Origin of the sequence: Mycolicibacter sinensis (assembly GCF_001667945.1) — a bacterium.
In the GTDB taxonomy this organism is placed as follows: Bacteria; Actinomycetota; Actinomycetes; order Mycobacteriales; family Mycobacteriaceae; genus Mycobacterium; species Mycobacterium sinense_B.
Genome location: NZ_LZJK01000076.1, coordinates 24,033 through 42,832, shown reverse-complemented (window position 1 = coordinate 42,832; position 18,800 = coordinate 24,033). Strand labels below are relative to the sequence as shown.

Sequence of the window (18,800 nt, the reverse complement as noted above, 5' to 3'; positions counted from 1 at the left end):
GCCCATGGCCGACACCTCGCTTCCGGACCACCTGCCGAACCTGCGGGCCGACCGCCAACCCCCACACCCGTCCTGGCTGCCGCGACAACGCCGCGGCACCACACCGCAGATGATCGGGCGCTACCCGGATTTCGACGTACTGCAAACCCAAGACAGCTGGGACGAGGCCACGCAGAAGGTGGTGCTGGCCCGGCTGGAGCCGCCGGGGCCGCTGCGCTTCTTCTCCGCCGCTGAGGAGCCCACCCTGCGGGCATTCTGCGACATCGTGCTGGCCCAAGACCACGAGCCGCGGGTGCCGGTGGCCGAATTCGTCGACGCCAAACTGGCCGACGGCCAGCTCGACGGCTACCAGTACGCCGACATGCCGGATGACCGGGACACCTGGCGCCTGACGCTCAAAGGCTTGGACGAGTCCGCCCGGGACCGGTACGGCAGGCCCTCGTTCGCCGCCGCCGAGGTGGCCACCCAACTGGCGCTGGTCGATGCCTTCTCGCGGGGCTGGCTGCAGGGCGGCAGTTGGTCGCAGTTGAACGTGAGCCGGGCTTGGTCGGTGTGTATGCGGATGACCTTGTCGGCGTTCTATTCACACCCCTGGGCGTGGAATGAGATCGGGTTCGGCGGGCCGGCGTACCCGCGCGGCTTCATGCGACTGGGCGGGCCGAGCGGACCGGCGGCGGTCCGCGAACCTTTCGAGACGCGCGGCGCCACCGGTGAGGACCCGGTGGAGCTGGTGCGAGACGAGGGCCTGTAGTGGGCGATTTCTGGCGCGGCCTGCTCAAGGGATCGCTGGGCCCACCCGCCAATGACTCACGGTTCCTTCTGGATGTGCAGTCGCGGGAGCTGCCCGGCGAGAAGACGATGCGCCGGTATGCCACCGATGACGAAGTCGACCTCGTGGTCGTCGGCGCGGGCGCCGGGGGATCGGTGCTGGCGCAACGTCTGGCGCGGGCCGGCTGGCGCATCGTGATCATCGAGGCGGGTCCCTTCTGGCACCCCGACAGCGACTGGGTCTCCGACGAAGCCGGATCGCACCCGCTGTACTGGACGCAGAAGCGCATCATCGGCGGTGACGACCCGATCGAGTTGGGCAAGAACAACTCCGGCCGGGGAGTCGGCGGCTCGATGGTGCACTATGCCGGCTACTGCCCGCGGTTCCACCCCAGCGATCTGCGCACGCGCAGCCTCGATGGGGTCGGGGTGGACTGGCCGATCTGCTACGAGGACATTCGCCGCCACTACGAGGTGCTGGAGGCCGAACTGCCGGTGGCGGGTCAGAACTGGCCGTGGGGCTATCCGCACCGCTATCCCGCGTCGCCGCACCCGATCTCCGGTGCCGCCTCCAAGCTGTGGAAGGGCGCCTGTACGCTCGGGATCGAGATGCGGGTGGGCCCGGTCGGAATCGTCAACGGCACTTTCGGAAACCGTCCGCACTGCATCTACCGCGGCTACTGCCTGCAGGGCTGCAAGGTCAACGCCAAGGCCAGCCCGTACGTCACCCATCTTCCCGACGCACTGGCGCACGGTGTGGAAATACGGGCGGATTCCATGGCCGCCCGCATCGAACTCGATGACGCCGGGGCGGCGCGTGGCGTCGTCTATTACGACAACCACGGCAGGGAGCACCTGCAGCGCGCCAAGGTCGTCGCCGTCGCGGGATACTCCATCGAGACCCCACGGCTGCTGCTGAATTCGGCCAGTCCCCGGTTTCCGCACGGGCTGGGAAACAATGACGACCAGGTCGGCCGTTACGTCATGGTCCAAGGCGCTGCCCAGACCGCGGGCCGATGGCCGGAGGAGCTGCGGATGTACAAGGCGCCGCCGCCGCAGGTGAGCAGCGAGCAGTTCTACGAAACCGACACCGCCCGTGGATTCGCCCGCGGATTCTCCATCCAGACCGTGTCGCCGTTGCCGATCGGCTGGTCTGAGCACGTGCTGGCCGACGGCCACTGGGGGCGGGCGTTGCGCGAATACATGCGCGACTACAACCACTGGAGCACGATCGGCGTGCTCAACGAATTGCTCCCGCTGCCGGACAACAGGGTCACCCTGGCCGACGAGACCGACGTGTACGGGATCCCGGTGGCCCGAATGGATTACAGCCGCTGCGACAACGACAAGGCGAACATGGAGTACTCCACCAAGGTGATCACCGACATCCTGCACGCCGCCGGCGCACAAGATGTGCTGACCATCCAGCGCTATGCCCACCTGATCGGCGGCGCCCGGATGGGCACCGCACCGGAGAACTCCGTCGTCGACTCCGACCACCGGGTGTGGGGGGTGCCCAACCTGTTCCTCTCCGACGGCTCGGTGTGCCCGACCCAGGGGTCGGCCAACCCGGCACTGACCATCATGGCGCTGGCCTCCCGGCTCGCCGAGCGGCTTGCCGGAAAGCGCATTCTGCAGAAGGGATTCCAGCCATGACCCAGACCGTCGTCATCACCGGGGCCAGCGCCGGAATAGGCCGCGCCGTCGCGCAGCAGTTCGGCGCGCGCGGGGACAGGGTGGCCCTGCTCGCCCGTGGCGAAGCCGGATTACGCGGTGCCGCAAGCGATGTCGAGACCGCCGGTGGGGCCGCGCTGGCCATCCCGACCGATGTGGCCGACTACGCGGCCGTGGAGGCCGCCGCCGACCGCGTCGAAGCCGAGTTCGGCCCGATCGACATCTGGGTCAACGTCGCCTTCACCTCGGTGTTCGCGCCGTTCAGCGAGATCGGTCCCGAGGAGTTCAAACGGGTGACCGAGGTCTGCTACCTCGGATTCGTCTACGGCACCATGGTGGCGCTGGCGCGGATGAAGCCACGTGACCACGGCACCGTGGTGCAGGTGGGCTCAGCACTGGGGGAGCGGTCGATCCCGCTGCAATCGGCGTATTGCGGAGCCAAGCACGCCGTTAACGGCTTCACCGAATCGGTGCGCTGCGAGCTGCTGCACGAAGGCTCGAAGGTGAACATCACGATCGTTCAGATGCCGGCGGTCAACACCCCGCAGTTCTCCTGGGTGCTGTCCCGGCTGCCTCGCCACCCGCAGCCGGTGCCGCCGATCTACCAGCCGGAGTTGGTGGCGCGGGCCGTGCTGCGAGCGGCAGATCATCCCCGGCGCAAGCAGTACTGGGTCGGGGAGAGCACGGTTGCCACCTTGCTGGCGCAGAAGTTCGCCGCCCCCCTGCTGGACCGCTATCTGGCCCGCACCGGCTATGACTCGCAGCAGACGGGCGAATACGTTGACGGCACCGCCGTGCAGAACCTGTGGCAGCCGGCGGACGCCGCCACCGATCACGGCGCTCGCGGCGAGTTCGACGACTCCTCGCATGCGCACAGCCCGCAGGTCTGGGCGTCCCGGCACGCCGGGCTGGTCGCCGGGGCCGCGACTGCGCTGGGTGTAGCGGGGGCCGGCGTGCTGGCTGCGCGCCGGCGTTGATGCTGGGCGGCTGGCTCGCTGCCCGCACGCCGGTGGGTCGGCCCCCGCGCGACGGCGTTGGAGCGGAGCGGCCTGCTGGGCCGATGGGGTGATTGCCCGCCTCTGCGCGACAAGCGAATTCCTTACTGGGTTCTTAAATTCCCGGGCCGGTTTTTTGTCGGTGGTTCGAACTAGTGTTCGAATTGTGGGTAGGGATGCATTCGCGGATCGGGACACCATCATGGGATGTCTCGATGAGCAGGAGGCGATTGCTGCCCGGTTGGCGCAGTGTTCGTTTGATGCGTTGAGCCCCGAGGAGTTGGTGGAGGTGCTGGCCCGCCGGGAGGCGTTGGCGTGGCAGGCGCCGGTGATCGATCATCAGATCTTGGCCCGGTTGGTGGCCGAGGGGCATTCGGATGTGTTGGCGGGGTGCTCGCTGGCCAAGGCGCTGTCGGAGCGGTTGCGGATCAGCACGAAAGAGGCCCGGCGGCGCATCGATGACGCCGCCGTATTGGGGCCGCGCACCGCGATCACCGGTGAGCCCCTGGAACCGGTGTTGCCGGCGCTGGCCGCGGCCCAGGCCGCTGGGCAGGTCGGCCCCGAGCAGGTGGCGATCGCCCGTAAGGCGATGGCCAAGATCCCGGCCGGGGTGCCGGTGGTTGATCGTGAGCGCGCCGAGCGTGATCTGGCGCAGTTGGCCACCCTGTTCGCCCCGGAAACCTTTCAACGCCTGGCTGTGCACCTGATCGCGGTGCTCGATCAAGACGGCGACGAGCCCGACGACCGGCAACGCCAGGCCCGCCGCGGGCTGCGGCTGGGGCCGCAACGCCCCGATGGGATGAGCACCCTGTCCGGCACGATCACCCCGGAGTTGCGGGCCACCCTGGAACCGGTCCTGGCCAAACTCGCCGCACCCGGAATGTGCAATTCCGCCGATGAAAAGCCCTGTGTCAGTGGCACGCCGAGCCAGGAGCAGATCCAGGGTGATCACCGCACCCGCGACCAACGCCAGCACGATGCGCTGTTGGCCGCCTTGCGGGCGACCCTGGCTTGTGGGGATCTCGGGCAGCTCAACGGGCTGCCGGTCACGGTGATCGTCTCGACCACCCTGGCCGAGTTACAGGCCGCAGCCGAGCACCCAGCCCTGCAGTCACCGACCGAGGCGGTCGAACCCCGCATCTGCGGCAAAGCCCACACCGCCGGCGGCTCCTTGTTGCCGATGGGTGATCTGCTGCAGATGGCCTCCCACGCCTATCACTACCTGACGATCTTCGACGGCCAAGGCCGCGCGCTGTGGCTGGGCCGCACCAAGCGGATCGCCTCAGCCGATCAGCGCATCGTGTTGCACGCACGCGATCGCGGCTGCACCCGACCCGGGTGCACGGTCTCGGGATACCTGTCCCAGGCGCACCACCTGGAACACGATTGGGCGAACAACGGCCACACCGACATCGATTCCCTCGCGCTAGCGTGCGCGCCCGACAACCGGATGGCCAGCGAGCAAGGCTGGACCACCCGACTCGGCCAGACCGGCCGGGTCGAATGGATCCCGCCACCCAAACTCGACCACGGCCAACCCCGAATCAACCCCTTCCACTTCATCGAAGCCGTAATCGACTACCATCGCCGCCCGCCGCCCGAGGAGCAGCCACCGCCCGACGACGAATGGCTATGGCCCGACGACGAGTGGCCGTGGCCCGACGACCCGGTTCGCGACGACCCGGTACTCGACGACCCACTGTTCGACGAGGCCTCCTACGAAGCCGTGCCCGTCCAGGGCCACCCCCCACCACACCTTTTCAAAGACGACGACTGGGCGGCAGCCGGATGACGACCCGCTTCAGGCCGAGGCGGTCGGCGGGTAGCGCAGCACCGCCGCGACGCCGTCCGCCGGATCGACCGCCTCACCGCCGCCGACGATGGCCGCACCGATCGCAATCGCCCCCCAGGGCAGGGCCTCATCTGCTCGTAGCGTATGTGCCGGGGCGGCACCGTATTCGGAGAGCATGTCCGGGTCCGCCGCGGTGACCGTCAGGTCTGAGTCGGCGACCACGGTCGCATCACCCATGTCGCCGATGATCAGCGTCTCCACCGCGCCCTGGCTCAGCCCGGCGCACACCGCGGCAAGCCCTTCGACCGCCAAGCCGGAGAGCCGGCCCGATTCGGCGGTGAAGCGTTGCACCGTGGCCTGAATGTGGGCGAGTTGCCGCCGCAGGCATTCGGCTTCGATCGCGTTCTGTACTTCGCCGGAGTCGTGCCCACTGTGCCGGGCGCCGACGGAGAGCTCGCATGCCAGGCCGGCGATCCGTTTCGGTAGGGCTTCCAGCAGTGCCGAGCGTGACTGCACCTCGCCCACGACGAACACCGCGTCGATCTCGGCACTGCCGGCGAGTTCGGCGATCCGGGCGGCGACGGCGCGGACGTTCTTGCGGGCGGCTTCCTCGGCATGCGGCTGCGGATCGCCATAACCCGGCGTCTCGGCCCCGGCCGCCTTGTGTACCGGATACCCGCCACCGTCAACGGTTTCCGAGCGCAGTGCGCCGTTGGCGTGAACGGTGATGTCGGCGCCGGTCTGGTCGACCTCGGCCAACACGTAATTCGGGTACTCGTAGCCGTGCTCGACGACCGGGACGAGGTAGGGCAGTCGCGACAGCCGGACAGTGGTCGCGGCCGGAACCTGCAGATGTTCGTTGAGTACCACGCCGTCGGCATCGGCGATCACCGCACGGCCGCTCTTGCCGACCGGTGGCCGCAAGTCCATCACGGCGCGTTCGATGTCACCGACGAGCCGCTGGTCCGCACCCTGTCGCGTGAGCTGTTCGCTCACCTCACGCCAGGTGAGTTCGAGCTTGATTGCCGCGTCCTCGGTGTCGTGCGAGTCCTCGAAGTACACCGAGATGAACGGGGCACGGCCGGTGAGCAATTGACGGAAGCGTTCGGCGTCCACGGCTATTCGGGTTGCCCGGTCTTCGCCCCGGCAAACGTGCTCGCCGCCGGAAATGGTTGCCGAGCCGTTTCGGCGGGTATGCAGCACAGACTGGCTGATTGGAGGTCTCATGCCCAAGACGACGAAGCGCGGCGCCGCCAAGCAAAGCGAGTTGCCCAGCACGCTGCAACGCTCCAGCGCCAAGGCGCAACGCACCTTCGCCAAAGCGCACGACGCGGCCGCCAAGGAGTACGGCAGTGAGCAGCGCGCGCACCGGGTCGCCTACGCGGCGCTCAAGCACAGTTTCGAGAAGGTCGGAGACCATTGGGAGCCCAAGAAGAAGCGCGGCCCCTCCGACAAGCGTGCGGCCGGCGGGGGGCCGAACAGCTCGGGGCCGTCCGCCGAGGGCGTTGATGCCAACGCCAGCAAGCAGCACCTGCTCGACGTCGCCCGGCGGCTGGACATCCACGGGCGCTCGACGATGCGGAAATCGGAACTGGTCACGGCGATCAAGAAGCACAACCGCCGTGTCCGCGGCCGGTAGCAGAGCGGTCGGCGAAACCCTGCTGTGGTGGCTGGTCGCCGCCGCGCTATGGGTGGTGACGCTGACCGAGCGCACCGCCGCGGAGCTGGCCGCGGCGGCGCTGTGCACATTTCCGTGTGCCGTCGCCGCCCGAGCGGCCCGGCGGGCCAACTCCGGTAGCTGGCGGTTTCGCCGGGGATGGCTGCGCTGGCTGCCGACGATCGCCGGCGAGCTACTCACGCAAACCGCGCAGGTGTGGGCCTACGTGCTGGTGCCGTCGCGGCGATCCCGGTCGACGATCGGCCGGGTGACGCTGCCCGACGAGCCGGCGCCGGTGGCCGGCGCTCGCCGAGCTGCCGCAACACTGGCGCTGGCCACCACGCCGGGAACCGTTGTGCTCGACAGTGCTGCTCAGACGGTGCTGGTGCACCGGGTCGGGCAGCGTCCGGGCGCGCTGGAGACGGCGGTGCAACGGTGAACCCGGGGGAGCTGGCCGCGCTGGTGCTGCAGGGCGGGGTCTTTGTGCCCGGTGTCTGGATGGCCGCGCGCGGCGCCCCGCGGCGGCGCCTGGTCGGTCTGGAATTCGCCGGCGTCAGCGCAATCGCGATCCTGATGCTGCTGGCGGTCTCCTGGCGTCAGGACTGGAGCCTGATCGTGCCATTGGTGTTGGCGCTGGTCACCTTTCCCGGGACCCTTGTCTATGCCCGGTTGTTGGCGGGGCGACCGTGATCGCCTGGGTGCTGGTCTTCGCCGGTGTGTCGGTGATGGCCGGCTGCGCGCTGATGGCAGCCCTGCTGCACGACGTGGTCGACCAACTGCACCTGCTGACCGTCACCACATCGGTCGGTTTCCCGCTGACCGGACTTGGCCTGATCCTGCACCGCGGCGCCACCGAGGCAGCTGCGATGGTCGCGGTGATCGTCGCGTTGGTGTTGCTCACCGCGCCGGCGATGTCGGCGGCCACCGCCCGGCTGACCGCGCAGGAAGCCGGTGTGGTGAAAGGAGATTCGCCGCCATGACGGTGCTGATCCTGGTCTCGGTCACGCTGGTCGGCGTCACCGGGACCCTCGTCGCCCTGACCGCTGACCCGCACCGGCAGGCGCTGGTGCTGGCGGTGTTCGGGTTGGCGCTGACCATCTTGTTCGTGGTGCTGCAGGCGCCCGACGTGGCGTTGTCCCAGTTGCTGATCGGCGGAGTGGTGGTGCCGCTGATGGTCATGCTCACCGTCCGCGCGGTGCAGCGCCGGCACCGGGAGACCGGCTGGTGACCCGCGCCGGTCGAACGGCGCTGTTCCTCGCCGGCGCGGCCGGCCTGGGCCTACTGCTGTGGCTGGGATTCGCCGACCTTCCCGCGTTCGGGCAGCAGCACCACCTGTATCGGGATCTCGCAGTGCGGGAAGCGTTTTCCCACGCCACCGCCAACGTGGTCGCGTCGGTGAACTTCGACCAGCGCGCCCTCGACACCTTCGGTGAGGAGACGATCCTGGTCGCCTCGGTGACGGGGGTGATGGCGCTGCTGCGTCCGACCGTCGAGGAGCGCGAATACCACGATAGCGGCCGCAGTGCCGCCTTGGACGCCACCCGATTGGTCGGCTACCTGCTGCTGCCGGTGACGCTGGCGGTAGGACTCGACGTGGTGGTCCACGGTCACCTGACACCGGGCGGCGGCTTTCAGGGCGGCGTGGTGCTGGCCACCGGCCTGCACCTGCTCTACGTCACCGGAAGCTTCCGGGCGCTGGACCGGCTGCGCCCGGTCAACGTCTTCGATATCGGCGAGGCGCTGGGCGCGGCGGCGTTCGCCGGCATCGGAATCGCCGGCTTGCTCACCAGCGGAGCGTTCCTGCTCAACGTGTTGCCGACCGGCACGCGCGGTCAACTGCTTTCTTCCGGGTCGGTACCGCTGCTCAACGCAGCGGTCGGGGTGGCGGTGGCGTGCGGCATGACGGTGCTCCTGGCGCAGTTCCTGGCCCAAGAGATCACCGTCGCGCGAAAGCGGGAACGCTCGTGAGCAGCTACATCTACGGGGTGGCGGGCTGGCTGGTGCTGATCGGGTCGTTCGGAATCGTGCGCAGCCGCAACCTGATTCACGCGGTGGTGTGCTTGTCGGTGGCGCAGGCCGGTACCTACCTGCTGCTACTGACCGTCGGCTACCAGCAGGGCGCGGCGCCGCCGATCTTCGTCGACCCCACCACCGGCCCCGGCCAGCCTGCGCCGGTGGTCGATCCCGTGGTGCAGGCGATGACGTTGACCGACATCGTCATTCAGGCCACCGTCACCGCGCTGCTGCTGGCGTTGGCGATCCAGGTCCACAAGCGCCACCACACCCTGGACCCGGATCAGTTGTCGGCGCTGCGGGGCTGAGCCGCGGTGCCGGCCGCCACCGCCCTGCTGCCGCTGCTGGTCGCGGTGCCGATCCTGATGGCGTGTCTGCTGCTGGCGCTGGGCCATCGGCTGTCCCGGCCGCTCGCCAACGCGGTGGTGGTGGCCACCTCGGCGGCCTCAACCGGTGCCGCCGGTGTTGTGCTGGCCGCCGCGACCGGGCCCACCGTGGTGGCCTGGATCGGTGACTGGCGCCCGCGCGACGGCCTGGCCGTCGGCATCGCCCTGGCGGCCGACCCGCTCTCGGCGGGCCTCGCGGTCCTGATCGGCGCCCTGACCGGCTGCGCGGCGCTCTACAGTCGCCGTGGCCTCGATCAAGCCGGTGCCCGCTTCGACGCACTGCTGTTGATCTTCCTGGCGGCGATGAACGGCTTCGTCATGGCCGCCGACCTGTTCAACCTGTTCGTCTTCCTGGAACTGATGGGCGCAGTCGCCTACGCGCTGACCGGCATCAAGATCGAAGACCGGTCGGCGATCCAGGGCGCACTCAACTTCGGGATCATCCAGTCGCTCAGCGCGTGTGTGACCCTGATCGGCATCAGCATGCTGTATGCCCGCGTCGGTCAGCTCGGCATGGCTCAACTGGGCGCGGCGTTGCGCGACGGCCCGCCCGATGCGCTGGTGGTGGCGGCCTTCGTCCTGGTGTCGGCGGCGCTGGGAGTCAAAGCCGCGATCGTGCCGCTGCACTTCTGGCTGGCCGACGCGCACGCCGTCGCGCCCGCCGGGGTGTGCGTGCTGTTCTCCGGCGTCATGGTCGAGCTCGGGCTCTACGGGCTGTGGCGGGTGTACTGGATGGTGTTCGCGGGCGTGCTCCCGCCGGCGCTGATCAGTCGCGCCTTCATCGCCGCCGGGGTGCTGACCGCGGTCATCGGCTCGGTCATGTGCCTGGCGCAACGACACCTCAAGCGGCTGCTGGCCTACTCGACGATCGGCCACATGGGCTTGTTGCTGGTGGCCACCGCGACGCTGACCCCGCAGGGGGTGGGCGGTGCGGCCGTGTACCTGCTCGGGCACGCCGGAGCCAAATCGGCGCTGTTCTTGATCGTCGGGATCCTGCTGGACCGCCACCACAGCGTCGACGAATGGGAGCTGGCGGGGCGCGGTCGAGGCCAGCCGGTGCTGGCGGCCTGTTACGCGGTTGCGGCAGCGGCACTGGCCGGCCTGCCGCCGTTCGGTACCGCGCTGGGCAAATCCCTGTGCGAGGAGGCCGTGGGCAGCGGCTGGGGATCGGCACTGTTCCTTGGTGTTTCGGCATGCACCGGCGGTGCGGTGCTACGGGCCGGGATCCGCTGCTTCACCGGTGTCGGCGGCCGAACCGAGCCGTCCGACGGCGGCGGGCGCACCACCCGGGGCGACGAGCAGCCCGACACCTGGCTGCAGCGGACACCGCCGAGCATGTACACCGCGGTCGGGCTGCTGCTGGCCGGTTGTCTGGCCGCCGGGGCGCTGCCCGCGGTCGCGCGCGGCGCCGACACCGCCGCACGCCGGTTCGTCGACGCCGGCGCTGCCACCGCCGCGCCCGGCTGGTCGGTGCTCGGCGCGGGGTTGGCTGTCCTGGGCTGCGTGGTGGCGGCGGGGGTGGCGGCCGCCGGGTTGCACCGCTGGCCCGCGGTGGCCCGCCGCACCGCGGAAGCCGTCACCGCGCCGGCGCTGGGCGCGCTGCGCGCAGCGCATTCCGGTCACATCGGCGACTATCTGGCGTGGATGTTCGCCGCGCTGGCGGCGTTCGCCGCCGCGGTGGGCGTGCCATTGACGTGGTAGACGGTGTAGGGCGCCCGGATCAGCGGCTGGGCGACATTGCGCACCGGAACACCGCCGGCGGTGCGGCCCGTCTCGGTCCCGGCGTGCGCGTGGCCGTGCACGGCGAGGTCGGCGCCGGCATCATCGATCGCCTCGGCGAGCAGGCACGAGCCCAGGAACGGATAGATCTCCGGCGGCTCGCCGTGCAGGGTGTCCGCCACCGGAGAGTAGTGCAGCAGCGCGATCCGGTAGTCGGTGTGCAGGCACCGCAGGCCCTCCCGCAACGCCACCGACGCGGTCTTGGTGGCGGCGACGAACGCCTTCATCTCCGGTTCGCCGAACGCGGTGGCACATCTGCCGGCGAACCCGCCGCCGAAACCCTTGACACCGGCGACGCCGACCCGCTGGTTGGCGACCTCAACGGTGTGGGTCTCGCCTTCGAGCACGACGACCCCGGCGTCGCGCAGCACGGCGGTGATCTGGTCCTGCTGGTTCTGGTGGTAATCGTGATTGCCGAGCACGCACACCACCGGTACCGGGCATGCGGTCAATTCGTCGGCGACCACGTGGCCTTCGGTAGCGGTTCCGTGGCGGGTCAGGTCGCCGGCGAGGAGCAGCATGTCGGCCCGGTCGTCGAGATCGTGCCAACGCATCGTGCCGCGCGAGTCCTCGCCCAGGTGGATGTCGCCTACCGCGGCTACCCGGATCACCCGGTCACCTGCTCGACGGGCTCGCACAGCTGGACCACTTCGATGTCGTTGACGACGGTGCGCGGTTGCACGATGCGCCGAACCGCGGTCTCGATCGTCGCTTTGCGTTGGGCTCCGTTGACTGAGCCTGTCAAACATACTGTGTCGGAGTCGATTTCGATCCCGATGCCCAGCTCGCCGATCTCCGGGTCTTCGGCCAGCTTGCGTCGTACGACGGCGATCAGATGAGCCGGCGCCTCAGCGGGCGCGGTGCGGTCGTCGTCGATTATGGACAGCCCGCACAGCAGCTGCCAGAACGCCTGGGCGAACGGTGAGTCCCGCAGCCGCCAGCGCAGCTGGGGCCAATCCACCTGTTCGCGCAGGATCCGTGCGACGACGAGAAGTTCGGCGTAATCGCAGCGGTGGCAGTCCAGCACCGCGAGCTTCTGCGCCATCAGGTCGGTCGCGCTGATGACGTGTGCGGTCATCGAACCGACCGGCAGCACCGGCGCGCGCGAAATCGTCTCGGCGCTGACCGCGGTGTCACCGAGGCGATGGATCAAGTCGATGAGCACGTCGCCGTCGAAGACTTTGAGCAGCCAGTCCTCCGGCGGCTGGAACCGCGACATGCCGATATCGGCGAGGGCGTCGGCTGCCCGCTCGGCATCCGACGGTTCGACGAGCAGGTCGATGTCGTGGTGGGAGTGGGGCCCGCCGCGGGCATACACCGCCGCTCCGCCGGCCAGGGCGAAGGGCACCTCGGCGCGCTGCAGTGCGCCGATGGCCCGGACCAGAGTGGTCAGAAACGCAGCCTCATCCATGTCCGGCCCACCCGTCGGCCAGGTCGGCGATCGGTGTCTGATCGAGGTGTAGCGCCAGATCTTCGGCGTTGTCGAAAACGGCGGTGGCGCCGGCGGTTTCCAACTCGGCGCGGGACACTCCGCCGCTGAGCACGCCGATGCTCGGCACTCCGGCGCGCAGGCACGCCTGCACATCCCAGATCGCGTCGCCCACAAAAACCGCCCGATCGGCGGTTGCTCCGATCCGGTCCAGGGCGATCCCGATGATGTCCGGTTCCGGTTTGGCGACGTCGACGTCGGCGGACGAGGTGACCGCGTCCACCAGATCGTCGCAGTTCAGCGCTTTGCGCAACAGGGCCAGCTCCTCTTCGGGCGCCGAAGAGGCCAGCACCACCGGCAGATCGAGCGCGGCGATGCGTTCCAGCAGCCGGCGGGCGCCCGGCAGCGGCGACAGCAACGCCGCCGACTCCAGGTAGTAGCGCGTGTGCAGGTCCTTGAGCCGCTGGCGGACGTCATCGGGCGCATCGTCGGAGAGCAGGCGCACCAACTCGGATCCGTCCATTCCGATGGCGCGGTGGATGCGCCAGGACTCCACCTCGACGTGCTGCTCGGCGAACGCGCGCCGCCACGCGTGCACATGCAGGTAGTTGGAATCGACCAAAGTGCCGTCGACATCGAACAACACAGCCGATTGGGCGGTCACGATCGGCCCCTCTCGTTTGCGGATGTCCTGGCTGGGATACCCACCCAGGGAATTCCCATACCGTCCCCAGGAGAGAGGACACACACGGTGGCTACCGACGACCCCAAGCAGCGCCAGCTCGACCAGCACCGGATCGACCGGCAGTCCGGATACCTGACCACCCAGCAGGGAGTGCGGGTCGACCACACCGACGACGCGCTGACCGTCGGGGAGCGCGGGCCGACGCTGCTGGAGGACTTCCACGCGCGTGAGAAGGTCATGCACTTCGACCACGAGCGGATCCCCGAGCGGGTGGTGCATGCGCGCGGGTCGGGCGCCTACGGCTACTTCGAGCCCTACGACGATTCACTGGCCGAGTACACCGCGGCACGGTTTCTGACCACTCCGGGCACCAAGACCCCGGTGTTCGTGCGGTTCTCCACCGTGGCGGGCTTCCGCGGCTCGGCCGACACCGTGCGCGACGTGCGCGGGTTCGCCACCAAGTTCTATACCGAACAGGGCAACTACGACCTGGTGGGCAACAACTTCCCGGTCTTCTTCATCCAGGACGGGATCAAGTTCCCCGACTTCGTGCACGCGGTGAAGCCCGAACCGGACAACGAGATCCCGCAGGCCCAGTCCGCCCACGACACCCTGTGGGACTTCGTGTCGCTGCAGCCCGAGACGCTGCACGCCATCATGTGGCTGATGTCGGACCGCGCGTTGCCGCGCAGCTACCGGATGATGCAGGGCTTCGGGGTGCACACCTTCCGCTTCGTCAACGCCAAGGGACAAGGCACCTTCGTGAAGTTCCACTGGAAGCCCAAGCTCGGCGTGCATTCGCTGATCTGGGACGAATGCCAGAAGATCGCCGGCAAAGACCCCGACTTCAACCGCCGGGACCTGTGGGACTCCATCGAGGCCGGCCAGTACCCGGAGTGGGAGCTCGGGGTGCAATTGGTGCCCGAGAGCGACGAATTCAGTTTCGATTTCGATCTGTTGGATGCCACGAAAATCATTCCGGAGGAACAGGTTCCGGTACGCCCAGTGGGTAAAATGGTACTCAACCGCAACCCCGACAACTTCTTCGCCGAAACCGAGCAGGTGGCCTTCTGCACCGCCAACGTGGTGCCGGGAATCGATTTCACCAACGATCCACTGCTGCAGTTCCGCAACTTCTCCTATCTGGACACCCAGTTGATCCGGCTCGGCGGACCGAATTTCAATCATCTACCGATCAATCGGCCGGTGGCGCCGGTGCACACCAACCAGCACGACGGCTACAGCCAACACGCCATCCCGGTCGGTAAGTCGAGCTACTACAAGAATTCGCTGGGCGGCGGCTGCCCCGCACTGGCCGGGGACGACGAGGTGTTCCGGCACTACACGCAGAAGGTGGACGGCGACAAGATCCGCAAACGCGCCGCCAGCTTCGAGAACCACTACAGCCAGGCGCGGATGTTCTACCAGAGCATGTCAGCACCGGAGGCCGAGCATATCGTCGCCGCGTACGCCTTCGAACTGGGAAAATGTGAGACCATCGAGATCCGCCAGCGCGTCGTCGAGCAGCTCAACCGCATCGACCACGACCTGGCGAGTCAGGTGGCCGGCAAGCTGGGCCTGCCGGTGCCCAAAGAGCAGCCGCTTGACCAGGCCGCCGAGAAGGCACCTGTGTCACCGGCGCTCTCGCAGCTGCACAGCGCCACCCTTCCGCCGGACGCGCGGGGCAGCGCCAGCATCGAAACCCGCAAGATCGCGGTGCTGGCCGCCGACGGCGTCGACGTGGTCGGTGTGGAACGCTTCGTCGAGGAGATGCGCCGGCGCGGTGCCATCGCCGAAGTGCTGGCCCCGATCGCGGGCGGGGAGCTGGCCGGCGGCTCGGGCGGCCAGTTGAGTGTCGACCGGGCGATCACCACCATGGCCTCGGTGCTTTACGACGCGGTGGTGGTGCCGTGCGGTCCGGACGCGGTGCGCGCCCTGTCCGCCGACGGCTACGCGATGCACTTCATCACCGAGGCCTACAAGCACCTCAAACCCGTCGGGGCATTCGGGGCGGGCGTGGAGTTGCTGCCCAAAGCCGGCATCGCCGAACGGCTGGCCGAGGACACCGGCGTCACCGTCTCCACCGGAGTGGTCACCACAACCGCGGCGGCGGACGACCTCAACGACGAATTCTTCGACGCGTTCACCACTGAGCTGGCCAAGCACCGCGCCTGGGACCGCGCCGCCGATGCGGTGCCCGCCTAGATCGGGGGCACCGCGCGCAGCGGCCGGCCGGACTTCTGCACGTCGTCCAGGGCGTCGGCCAGCGACGCCACCAGGGGAAGCCGCGCCTGCGGGTCACAGATCCGCAGCACCGCCGACACCGCCGGGCTCGGTATCACCCTCAGCCGGGTCCGCGCGGCGGCACACCTGGCGCTGATCGACTGCAGGGCGGTAAACCCGACCGTGCCGATAAACGACAAATCGGCCAAGTCCAGGATCAGCCATTCGCAGCAGTCGGCGCAGCGCCTGGCGTAATCGGCGAACGGGCTTGCATTGGCTGCGTCGATTTCCCCGTCCGCGGCGACCACTGCTCCCGCCCGTCCCCAGTGCACGGTGAATTTGGCGGTGTGATTCCGCCACGCCTGGGTGGCTTCCGTTGCGGGAGTGGCGAAAGCGGTCCCTGAAGCGGGGGAAATCTTGCTGCTAGTCATCTGCGGCTCCATCAGTCGACGAATCGTGCTGTTGGATCACGTCAGCGCAAGCTCTTCGCGAGCGGCTTAAACACGGTGACGTTCAACTGCGGCTGTGAACTCAACCGGAGGAACCAGACGTTACCGAGGCGTGATCCGATTGGTAAAGGGATGAACCACAAATTCCGCAAAATCCCAGTGAAAGCTTAAGTTTCACATCGCACACAGCGAAGAACGCCCCGCCGACCATGCCGACATCATGAGATCGGCCAGTCGGTTCTCCACCGCGTCGCGGGCACGCATACCGAAAACCACATCGGCCTGCAGGTGCGGGTCCTGGCGGATCAGATCCTCGACCACATCTGTGCGCACCACCTGCTCGTGTACCGCGTCGGCCTCGACGTGTTCGGCGTAGAACGTCACGCACGGCTCGGGTGCGCCCATCCGCCGCAACGCGGCCACCAGGCGGCTGGACCCCGGCGGCGAGGTGATCTCCGTGGAGGCGAAATGCCCCACGGCTGCACCGCGCCACCTGCGGTGTAACCCGAACAACGACATCAGATTCACCACCGCGAGCGACTCGGCGGGCACCACGTCGAGGTAGGCGAGGTACTCGGCGTTCAGGCCGGCAGCGGTGAGCAGATCGGCGAAGAGCTGCTGGTGCACCCGTGGGCCGCGGCCGGCGCCGTACTCGTCGAACTCGACCGCGACAAAGGAGGCCTTGGCCTGGCCGGTCAGGCGGGGGATGGCCCAGGCATGCGGATCACCTTCTTTGAGGTGATACAGCGACCGGTGCACGAAGTACTCACGGGCCTGCTCCCAGGTGCCGTGGTCGCGCAGATACCACGAGGGGCCGCTGCCGTGCACGGGCTCGGTTGCGGCAGCAGCCATTTCGTCGCACGCGGTGGTGTCCGGCGGTATCGGTCCGACATCCTGCCGCACACTATTGAGGAACACGCGCTCCAACTCGGCGCGAAGGTCCAATAAGGTGGCGTCCCATTCCCAGTCCGGGTCCACCCCGGCGAAGCCGCGGTAATGCAGCTCGTAACAGACGTACAGGGCCAGGTGCAGGTCTCGGCCATACGGGTCCGCGCCGGCGGTGCGGGTGGCGAACCCCTCGGTGGCGCCCGCGGGCCGGCGCAGCAGCTCGCAGACCGCTGAGGACAGCGGGCCGCAGGCGACGGGCAGCGCGGGTTCGGTGCGGGTAGGTGCGATCGTCACGCTCGCGGGTACCCCGAGTGGGGCTGCGGCCAAACGGCGTCGGGGCGCCGTGGTCTTCGTTTCGGTGGTCGGCTGTTGGGTACCCGGGGTCCATGACACGGTTCGGCTACACCCTGATGACCGAGCAGAGCGGGCCCAAAGACCTTGTCCGTTATGCCGTTTCCGCTGAAGAACGAGGTTTCGACTTCGAGGTGTGCAGCGACCACTTCTCACCGTGGCTGACTTCGCAGGGCCACGCTCCGAACGCCTGGGCGGTGCTGGGGGCGGTCGCGCAGGCCACCGAACGGGTGGAGCTGTGCTCTTATGTCACCTGCCCGACGATGCGCTACCACCCGGCGGTGGTGGCGCAGCAGGCGGCCACGGTGCAGATCCTCGCCGACGGCCGATTCACGCTGGGCCTGGGCAGCGGGGAGAACCTCAACGAGCACATCGTCACCGGTGCCGGCTGGCCGAATGTCCGGCGCAGGCAGGCCATGCTCGGCGAAGCGATCAAGATCATCCGTGAGCTGCTGATGGGCGAGACCGTCAACCTGTGCGGCGACCACTTCCAGGTCGACCAGGCCCGGCTGTGGGACCTTCCGGAGATCCCGGTGGCACTGGCCGTGGCGGTGTCGGGCCGCAACGGCGTGGACCGATTCGCCACCGCCGCCGACGATCTGATCGCGGTGCAGCCGGATGCGGAACTGGTCCACGCCTGGCACACCGCGCGGCAGGCCTCCGGACTGGACGGCGGCCGGGTCATCGGACAGCTTCCGGTGTGCTGGGACCCCGACCGGGACGCCGCGGTGCAGCGCGCCCACCGGCAGTTCCGCTGGTTCGGCGGCGGATGGCTGGTCAACTCGGAGTTGCCGACGCCGGCGGCGTTCGCGGCGGCCACCCAATTCGTCACGCCGCAGGATGTCGCGGACGCGATCCCGTGCGGCCCGGATCTGGACGCCATTGTCGAGGCGGTGCGCGCCTACTCCGCAGCCGGTTTCACCGACATCGCGCTCATCCAGATCGGCGGGGAGACGCAGGAGGCTTTCCTGGCCAAGGCCGCGGAACCGCTGCTGGCAGCGCTGCGCGCCGCGGCGTAGCGGGGACTGCGAGCGCGGCGGACCCGGGGGAGGTCGCCGCCAGCAGCGCAGAGGGTTTTGCGCCCGTCCGCCGCGGGTATCAGGGACCCATGAGCGAGACCGAGCATCCGATCGATGAGGCGCGCACAACCCGGCCCCGGGCCGGGATGGTCTTCAAGGACCGCCGTGAAGCGCCGGGACTGGCCATGCTCGTGATGGCGGTGCTGGCGCTGGCGGGATTCGTCAGCGCGGTGGCACAGCATCACGCCGGCTGGTCGGTGGGGTTCGGGATCGCCGTCTTAGCGCTGGGGATCGGCGGCGCGGCCTGGATTTTCGTCGGTCGGAACCGCAGCGCACAGGCCTCCCGGGCCGGCAATCACCGTCGGGGTCAGGCCTAGCGCACCGGCGGCGAACCGGGAGACCGCGTCGGCCCCGGTGCGCGCCGCCTGCTCATGACTGGGGCGGCTGCGGGTCGCGATCGCGCCGCAGACCGGGTCCAGGGTCACCTCGGCCAGCAGCTCACCCGTGGTCGGTTCGCAGACCGCCCACAGATAACGCGTGTCATCGGCCCACCCGGTGACCGCCTGGGCTACGTAGTCCGGGTCGGTCTCACCGAGGTCGGCCAGTGCAGGACGGTCATCGACACGAGTGTCGGCCCGTGGCATCCGCAGATACCACGGGCCGGCATTGATCTCGACAGCTTCGATGAGGCC

General features: G+C 68.8%; 21 protein-coding genes. 14 read left to right on the top strand and 7 right to left on the bottom strand.

What is annotated here, in order from left to right:
- Positions 1-4 precede the first annotated feature (4 nt).
- The 4 genes from A5694_RS10505 (at position 5) to A5694_RS10490 (ending at position 5,229) form a co-directional block, all read left to right on the top strand.
- The gene (locus tag A5694_RS10505) at positions 5-751 is read left to right on the top strand and encodes a gluconate 2-dehydrogenase subunit 3 family protein (protein ID WP_064921819.1); all 747 of its coding nucleotides are present in this window, start codon (positions 5-7) and stop codon (positions 749-751) included.
- Positions 751-2,424, top strand: coding sequence for a GMC family oxidoreductase (locus A5694_RS10500; protein WP_064921776.1), 1,674 nt, complete (start codon positions 751-753; stop codon positions 2,422-2,424). Before A5694_RS10505 ends, A5694_RS10500 begins: the two co-directional genes overlap by 1 nt.
- The gene (locus A5694_RS10495; RefSeq protein WP_064921775.1) at positions 2,421-3,419 is read left to right on the top strand and encodes an SDR family oxidoreductase; all 999 of its coding nucleotides are present in this window, start codon (positions 2,421-2,423) and stop codon (positions 3,417-3,419) included. The genes A5694_RS10500 and A5694_RS10495 overlap by 4 nt, the downstream gene beginning before the upstream one ends.
- A 184-nt stretch (positions 3,420-3,603) precedes the next feature.
- Positions 3,604-5,229, top strand: a complete 1,626-nt coding sequence (locus A5694_RS10490) for an HNH endonuclease signature motif containing protein (RefSeq protein WP_064921774.1) — start codon at positions 3,604-3,606, stop codon at positions 5,227-5,229.
- A 9-nt stretch (positions 5,230-5,238) separates the two neighbouring features.
- Here A5694_RS10490 and A5694_RS10485 read toward each other — a convergent pair whose 3' ends face one another.
- Positions 5,239-6,345, bottom strand: coding sequence for a hypothetical protein (locus tag A5694_RS10485; RefSeq protein WP_064921773.1), 1,107 nt, complete (start codon positions 6,343-6,345; stop codon positions 5,239-5,241).
- Positions 6,346-6,454: 109 nt separating this feature from the next.
- On the opposite strand from A5694_RS10485, the gene A5694_RS10480 reads away from it, so the two are divergent.
- The 8 genes from A5694_RS10480 to A5694_RS10445 are packed head-to-tail and all read left to right on the top strand — an operon-like array spanning position 6,455 to position 10,986.
- Complete coding sequence (locus A5694_RS10480; RefSeq protein ID WP_064921772.1) at positions 6,455-6,868, top strand: ChaB family protein; 414 nt, start codon at positions 6,455-6,457, stop codon at positions 6,866-6,868.
- Entirely contained in the window at positions 6,852-7,325 is a 474-nt protein-coding gene (locus A5694_RS10475; protein ID WP_064921771.1) for a Na+/H+ antiporter subunit E, read from the top strand. The genes A5694_RS10480 and A5694_RS10475 overlap by 17 nt, the downstream gene beginning before the upstream one ends.
- Positions 7,322-7,576: an MrpF/PhaF family protein gene (locus tag A5694_RS10470; RefSeq protein WP_064921770.1), complete on the top strand. Its 255-nt coding sequence runs from the start codon at positions 7,322-7,324 to the stop codon at positions 7,574-7,576. Before A5694_RS10475 ends, A5694_RS10470 begins: the two co-directional genes overlap by 4 nt.
- Positions 7,573-7,866 carry a monovalent cation/H(+) antiporter subunit G gene (locus A5694_RS10465; RefSeq protein ID WP_082952609.1) on the top strand — a complete coding sequence of 98 codons (294 nt, stop codon included), beginning with the start codon at positions 7,573-7,575 and terminating at the stop codon, positions 7,864-7,866. The genes A5694_RS10470 and A5694_RS10465 overlap by 4 nt, the downstream gene beginning before the upstream one ends.
- Positions 7,863-8,114 (top strand): Na(+)/H(+) antiporter subunit B, encoded by a 252-nt coding sequence (locus A5694_RS10460; protein WP_064921769.1) that lies wholly within the window; start codon positions 7,863-7,865, stop codon positions 8,112-8,114. Before A5694_RS10465 ends, A5694_RS10460 begins: the two co-directional genes overlap by 4 nt.
- Entirely contained in the window at positions 8,111-8,854 is a 744-nt protein-coding gene (locus A5694_RS10455; RefSeq protein ID WP_064921768.1) for an MnhB domain-containing protein, read from the top strand. The genes A5694_RS10460 and A5694_RS10455 overlap by 4 nt, the downstream gene beginning before the upstream one ends.
- Positions 8,851-9,207 (top strand): sodium:proton antiporter, encoded by a 357-nt coding sequence (locus A5694_RS10450; RefSeq protein WP_064921767.1) that lies wholly within the window; start codon positions 8,851-8,853, stop codon positions 9,205-9,207. The genes A5694_RS10455 and A5694_RS10450 overlap by 4 nt, the downstream gene beginning before the upstream one ends.
- Before the next feature lie 6 nt (positions 9,208-9,213).
- Positions 9,214-10,986 carry a complex I subunit 5 family protein gene (locus tag A5694_RS10445; protein ID WP_207515979.1) on the top strand — a complete coding sequence of 591 codons (1,773 nt, stop codon included), beginning with the start codon at positions 9,214-9,216 and terminating at the stop codon, positions 10,984-10,986.
- On the opposite strand, the gene A5694_RS10440 is transcribed toward A5694_RS10445, so the two are convergent.
- The 3 genes from A5694_RS10440 to A5694_RS10430 are packed head-to-tail and all read right to left on the bottom strand — an operon-like array spanning position 10,917 to position 13,157.
- Positions 10,917-11,675: a metallophosphoesterase family protein gene (locus tag A5694_RS10440; protein ID WP_064921766.1), complete on the bottom strand. Its 759-nt coding sequence runs from the start codon at positions 11,673-11,675 to the stop codon at positions 10,917-10,919. The genes A5694_RS10445 and A5694_RS10440 overlap by 70 nt on opposite strands.
- Positions 11,672-12,475 (bottom strand): nucleotidyltransferase, encoded by an 804-nt coding sequence (locus tag A5694_RS10435; RefSeq protein ID WP_064921765.1) that lies wholly within the window; start codon positions 12,473-12,475, stop codon positions 11,672-11,674. The genes A5694_RS10440 and A5694_RS10435 overlap by 4 nt, the downstream gene beginning before the upstream one ends.
- Entirely contained in the window at positions 12,468-13,157 is a 690-nt protein-coding gene (locus A5694_RS10430) for an HAD family hydrolase (protein ID WP_064921764.1), read from the bottom strand. The genes A5694_RS10435 and A5694_RS10430 overlap by 8 nt, the downstream gene beginning before the upstream one ends.
- 87 nt (positions 13,158-13,244) lie before the next feature.
- On the opposite strand from A5694_RS10430, the gene A5694_RS10425 reads away from it, so the two are divergent.
- Positions 13,245-15,383, top strand: coding sequence for a catalase (locus tag A5694_RS10425; protein ID WP_064921763.1), 2,139 nt, complete (start codon positions 13,245-13,247; stop codon positions 15,381-15,383).
- On the opposite strand, the gene A5694_RS10420 is transcribed toward A5694_RS10425, so the two are convergent.
- Positions 15,380-15,832 (bottom strand): STAS domain-containing protein, encoded by a 453-nt coding sequence (locus A5694_RS10420; protein WP_065019128.1) that lies wholly within the window; start codon positions 15,830-15,832, stop codon positions 15,380-15,382. The genes A5694_RS10425 and A5694_RS10420 overlap by 4 nt on opposite strands.
- Positions 15,833-16,024: 192 nt before the next feature.
- Positions 16,025-17,032, bottom strand: a complete 1,008-nt coding sequence (locus tag A5694_RS10415; protein ID WP_064921761.1) for an iron-containing redox enzyme family protein — start codon at positions 17,030-17,032, stop codon at positions 16,025-16,027.
- Positions 17,033-17,124: 92 nt separating this feature from the next.
- Here A5694_RS10415 and A5694_RS10410 point away from each other — a divergent pair, with 92 nt between their 5' ends.
- Positions 17,125-18,108, top strand: coding sequence for a TIGR03557 family F420-dependent LLM class oxidoreductase (locus tag A5694_RS10410; protein ID WP_064921760.1), 984 nt, complete (start codon positions 17,125-17,127; stop codon positions 18,106-18,108).
- Between the two features lie 278 nt (positions 18,109-18,386).
- On the opposite strand, the gene A5694_RS10405 is transcribed toward A5694_RS10410, so the two are convergent.
- Positions 18,387-18,794: a hypothetical protein gene (locus A5694_RS10405; protein ID WP_064921759.1), complete on the bottom strand. Its 408-nt coding sequence runs from the start codon at positions 18,792-18,794 to the stop codon at positions 18,387-18,389.
- Between the last annotated feature and the right edge of the window lie 6 nt (positions 18,795-18,800).

Excerpts from the sequence above, each read along its gene's own strand:
- A5694_RS10505 (WP_064921819.1), top strand. The coding sequence starts at position 5 with ATGGCCGACACCTCGCTTCCGGACCACCTGCCGAACCTGCGGGCCGAC.
- A5694_RS10495 (WP_064921775.1), top strand. The coding sequence starts at position 2,421 with ATGACCCAGACCGTCGTCATCACCGGGGCCAGCGCCGGAATAGGCCGC.
- A5694_RS10480 (WP_064921772.1), top strand. The coding sequence starts at position 6,455 with ATGCCCAAGACGACGAAGCGCGGCGCCGCCAAGCAAAGCGAGTTGCCC.
- A5694_RS10460 (WP_064921769.1), top strand. The coding sequence starts at position 7,863 with ATGACGGTGCTGATCCTGGTCTCGGTCACGCTGGTCGGCGTCACCGGG.
- A5694_RS10435 (WP_064921765.1), bottom strand. The coding sequence starts at position 12,475 with ATGGATGAGGCTGCGTTTCTGACCACTCTGGTCCGGGCCATCGGCGCA.
- A5694_RS10420 (WP_065019128.1), bottom strand. The coding sequence starts at position 15,832 with ATGACTAGCAGCAAGATTTCCCCCGCTTCAGGGACCGCTTTCGCCACT.
- A5694_RS10410 (WP_064921760.1), top strand. The coding sequence starts at position 17,125 with ATGACACGGTTCGGCTACACCCTGATGACCGAGCAGAGCGGGCCCAAA.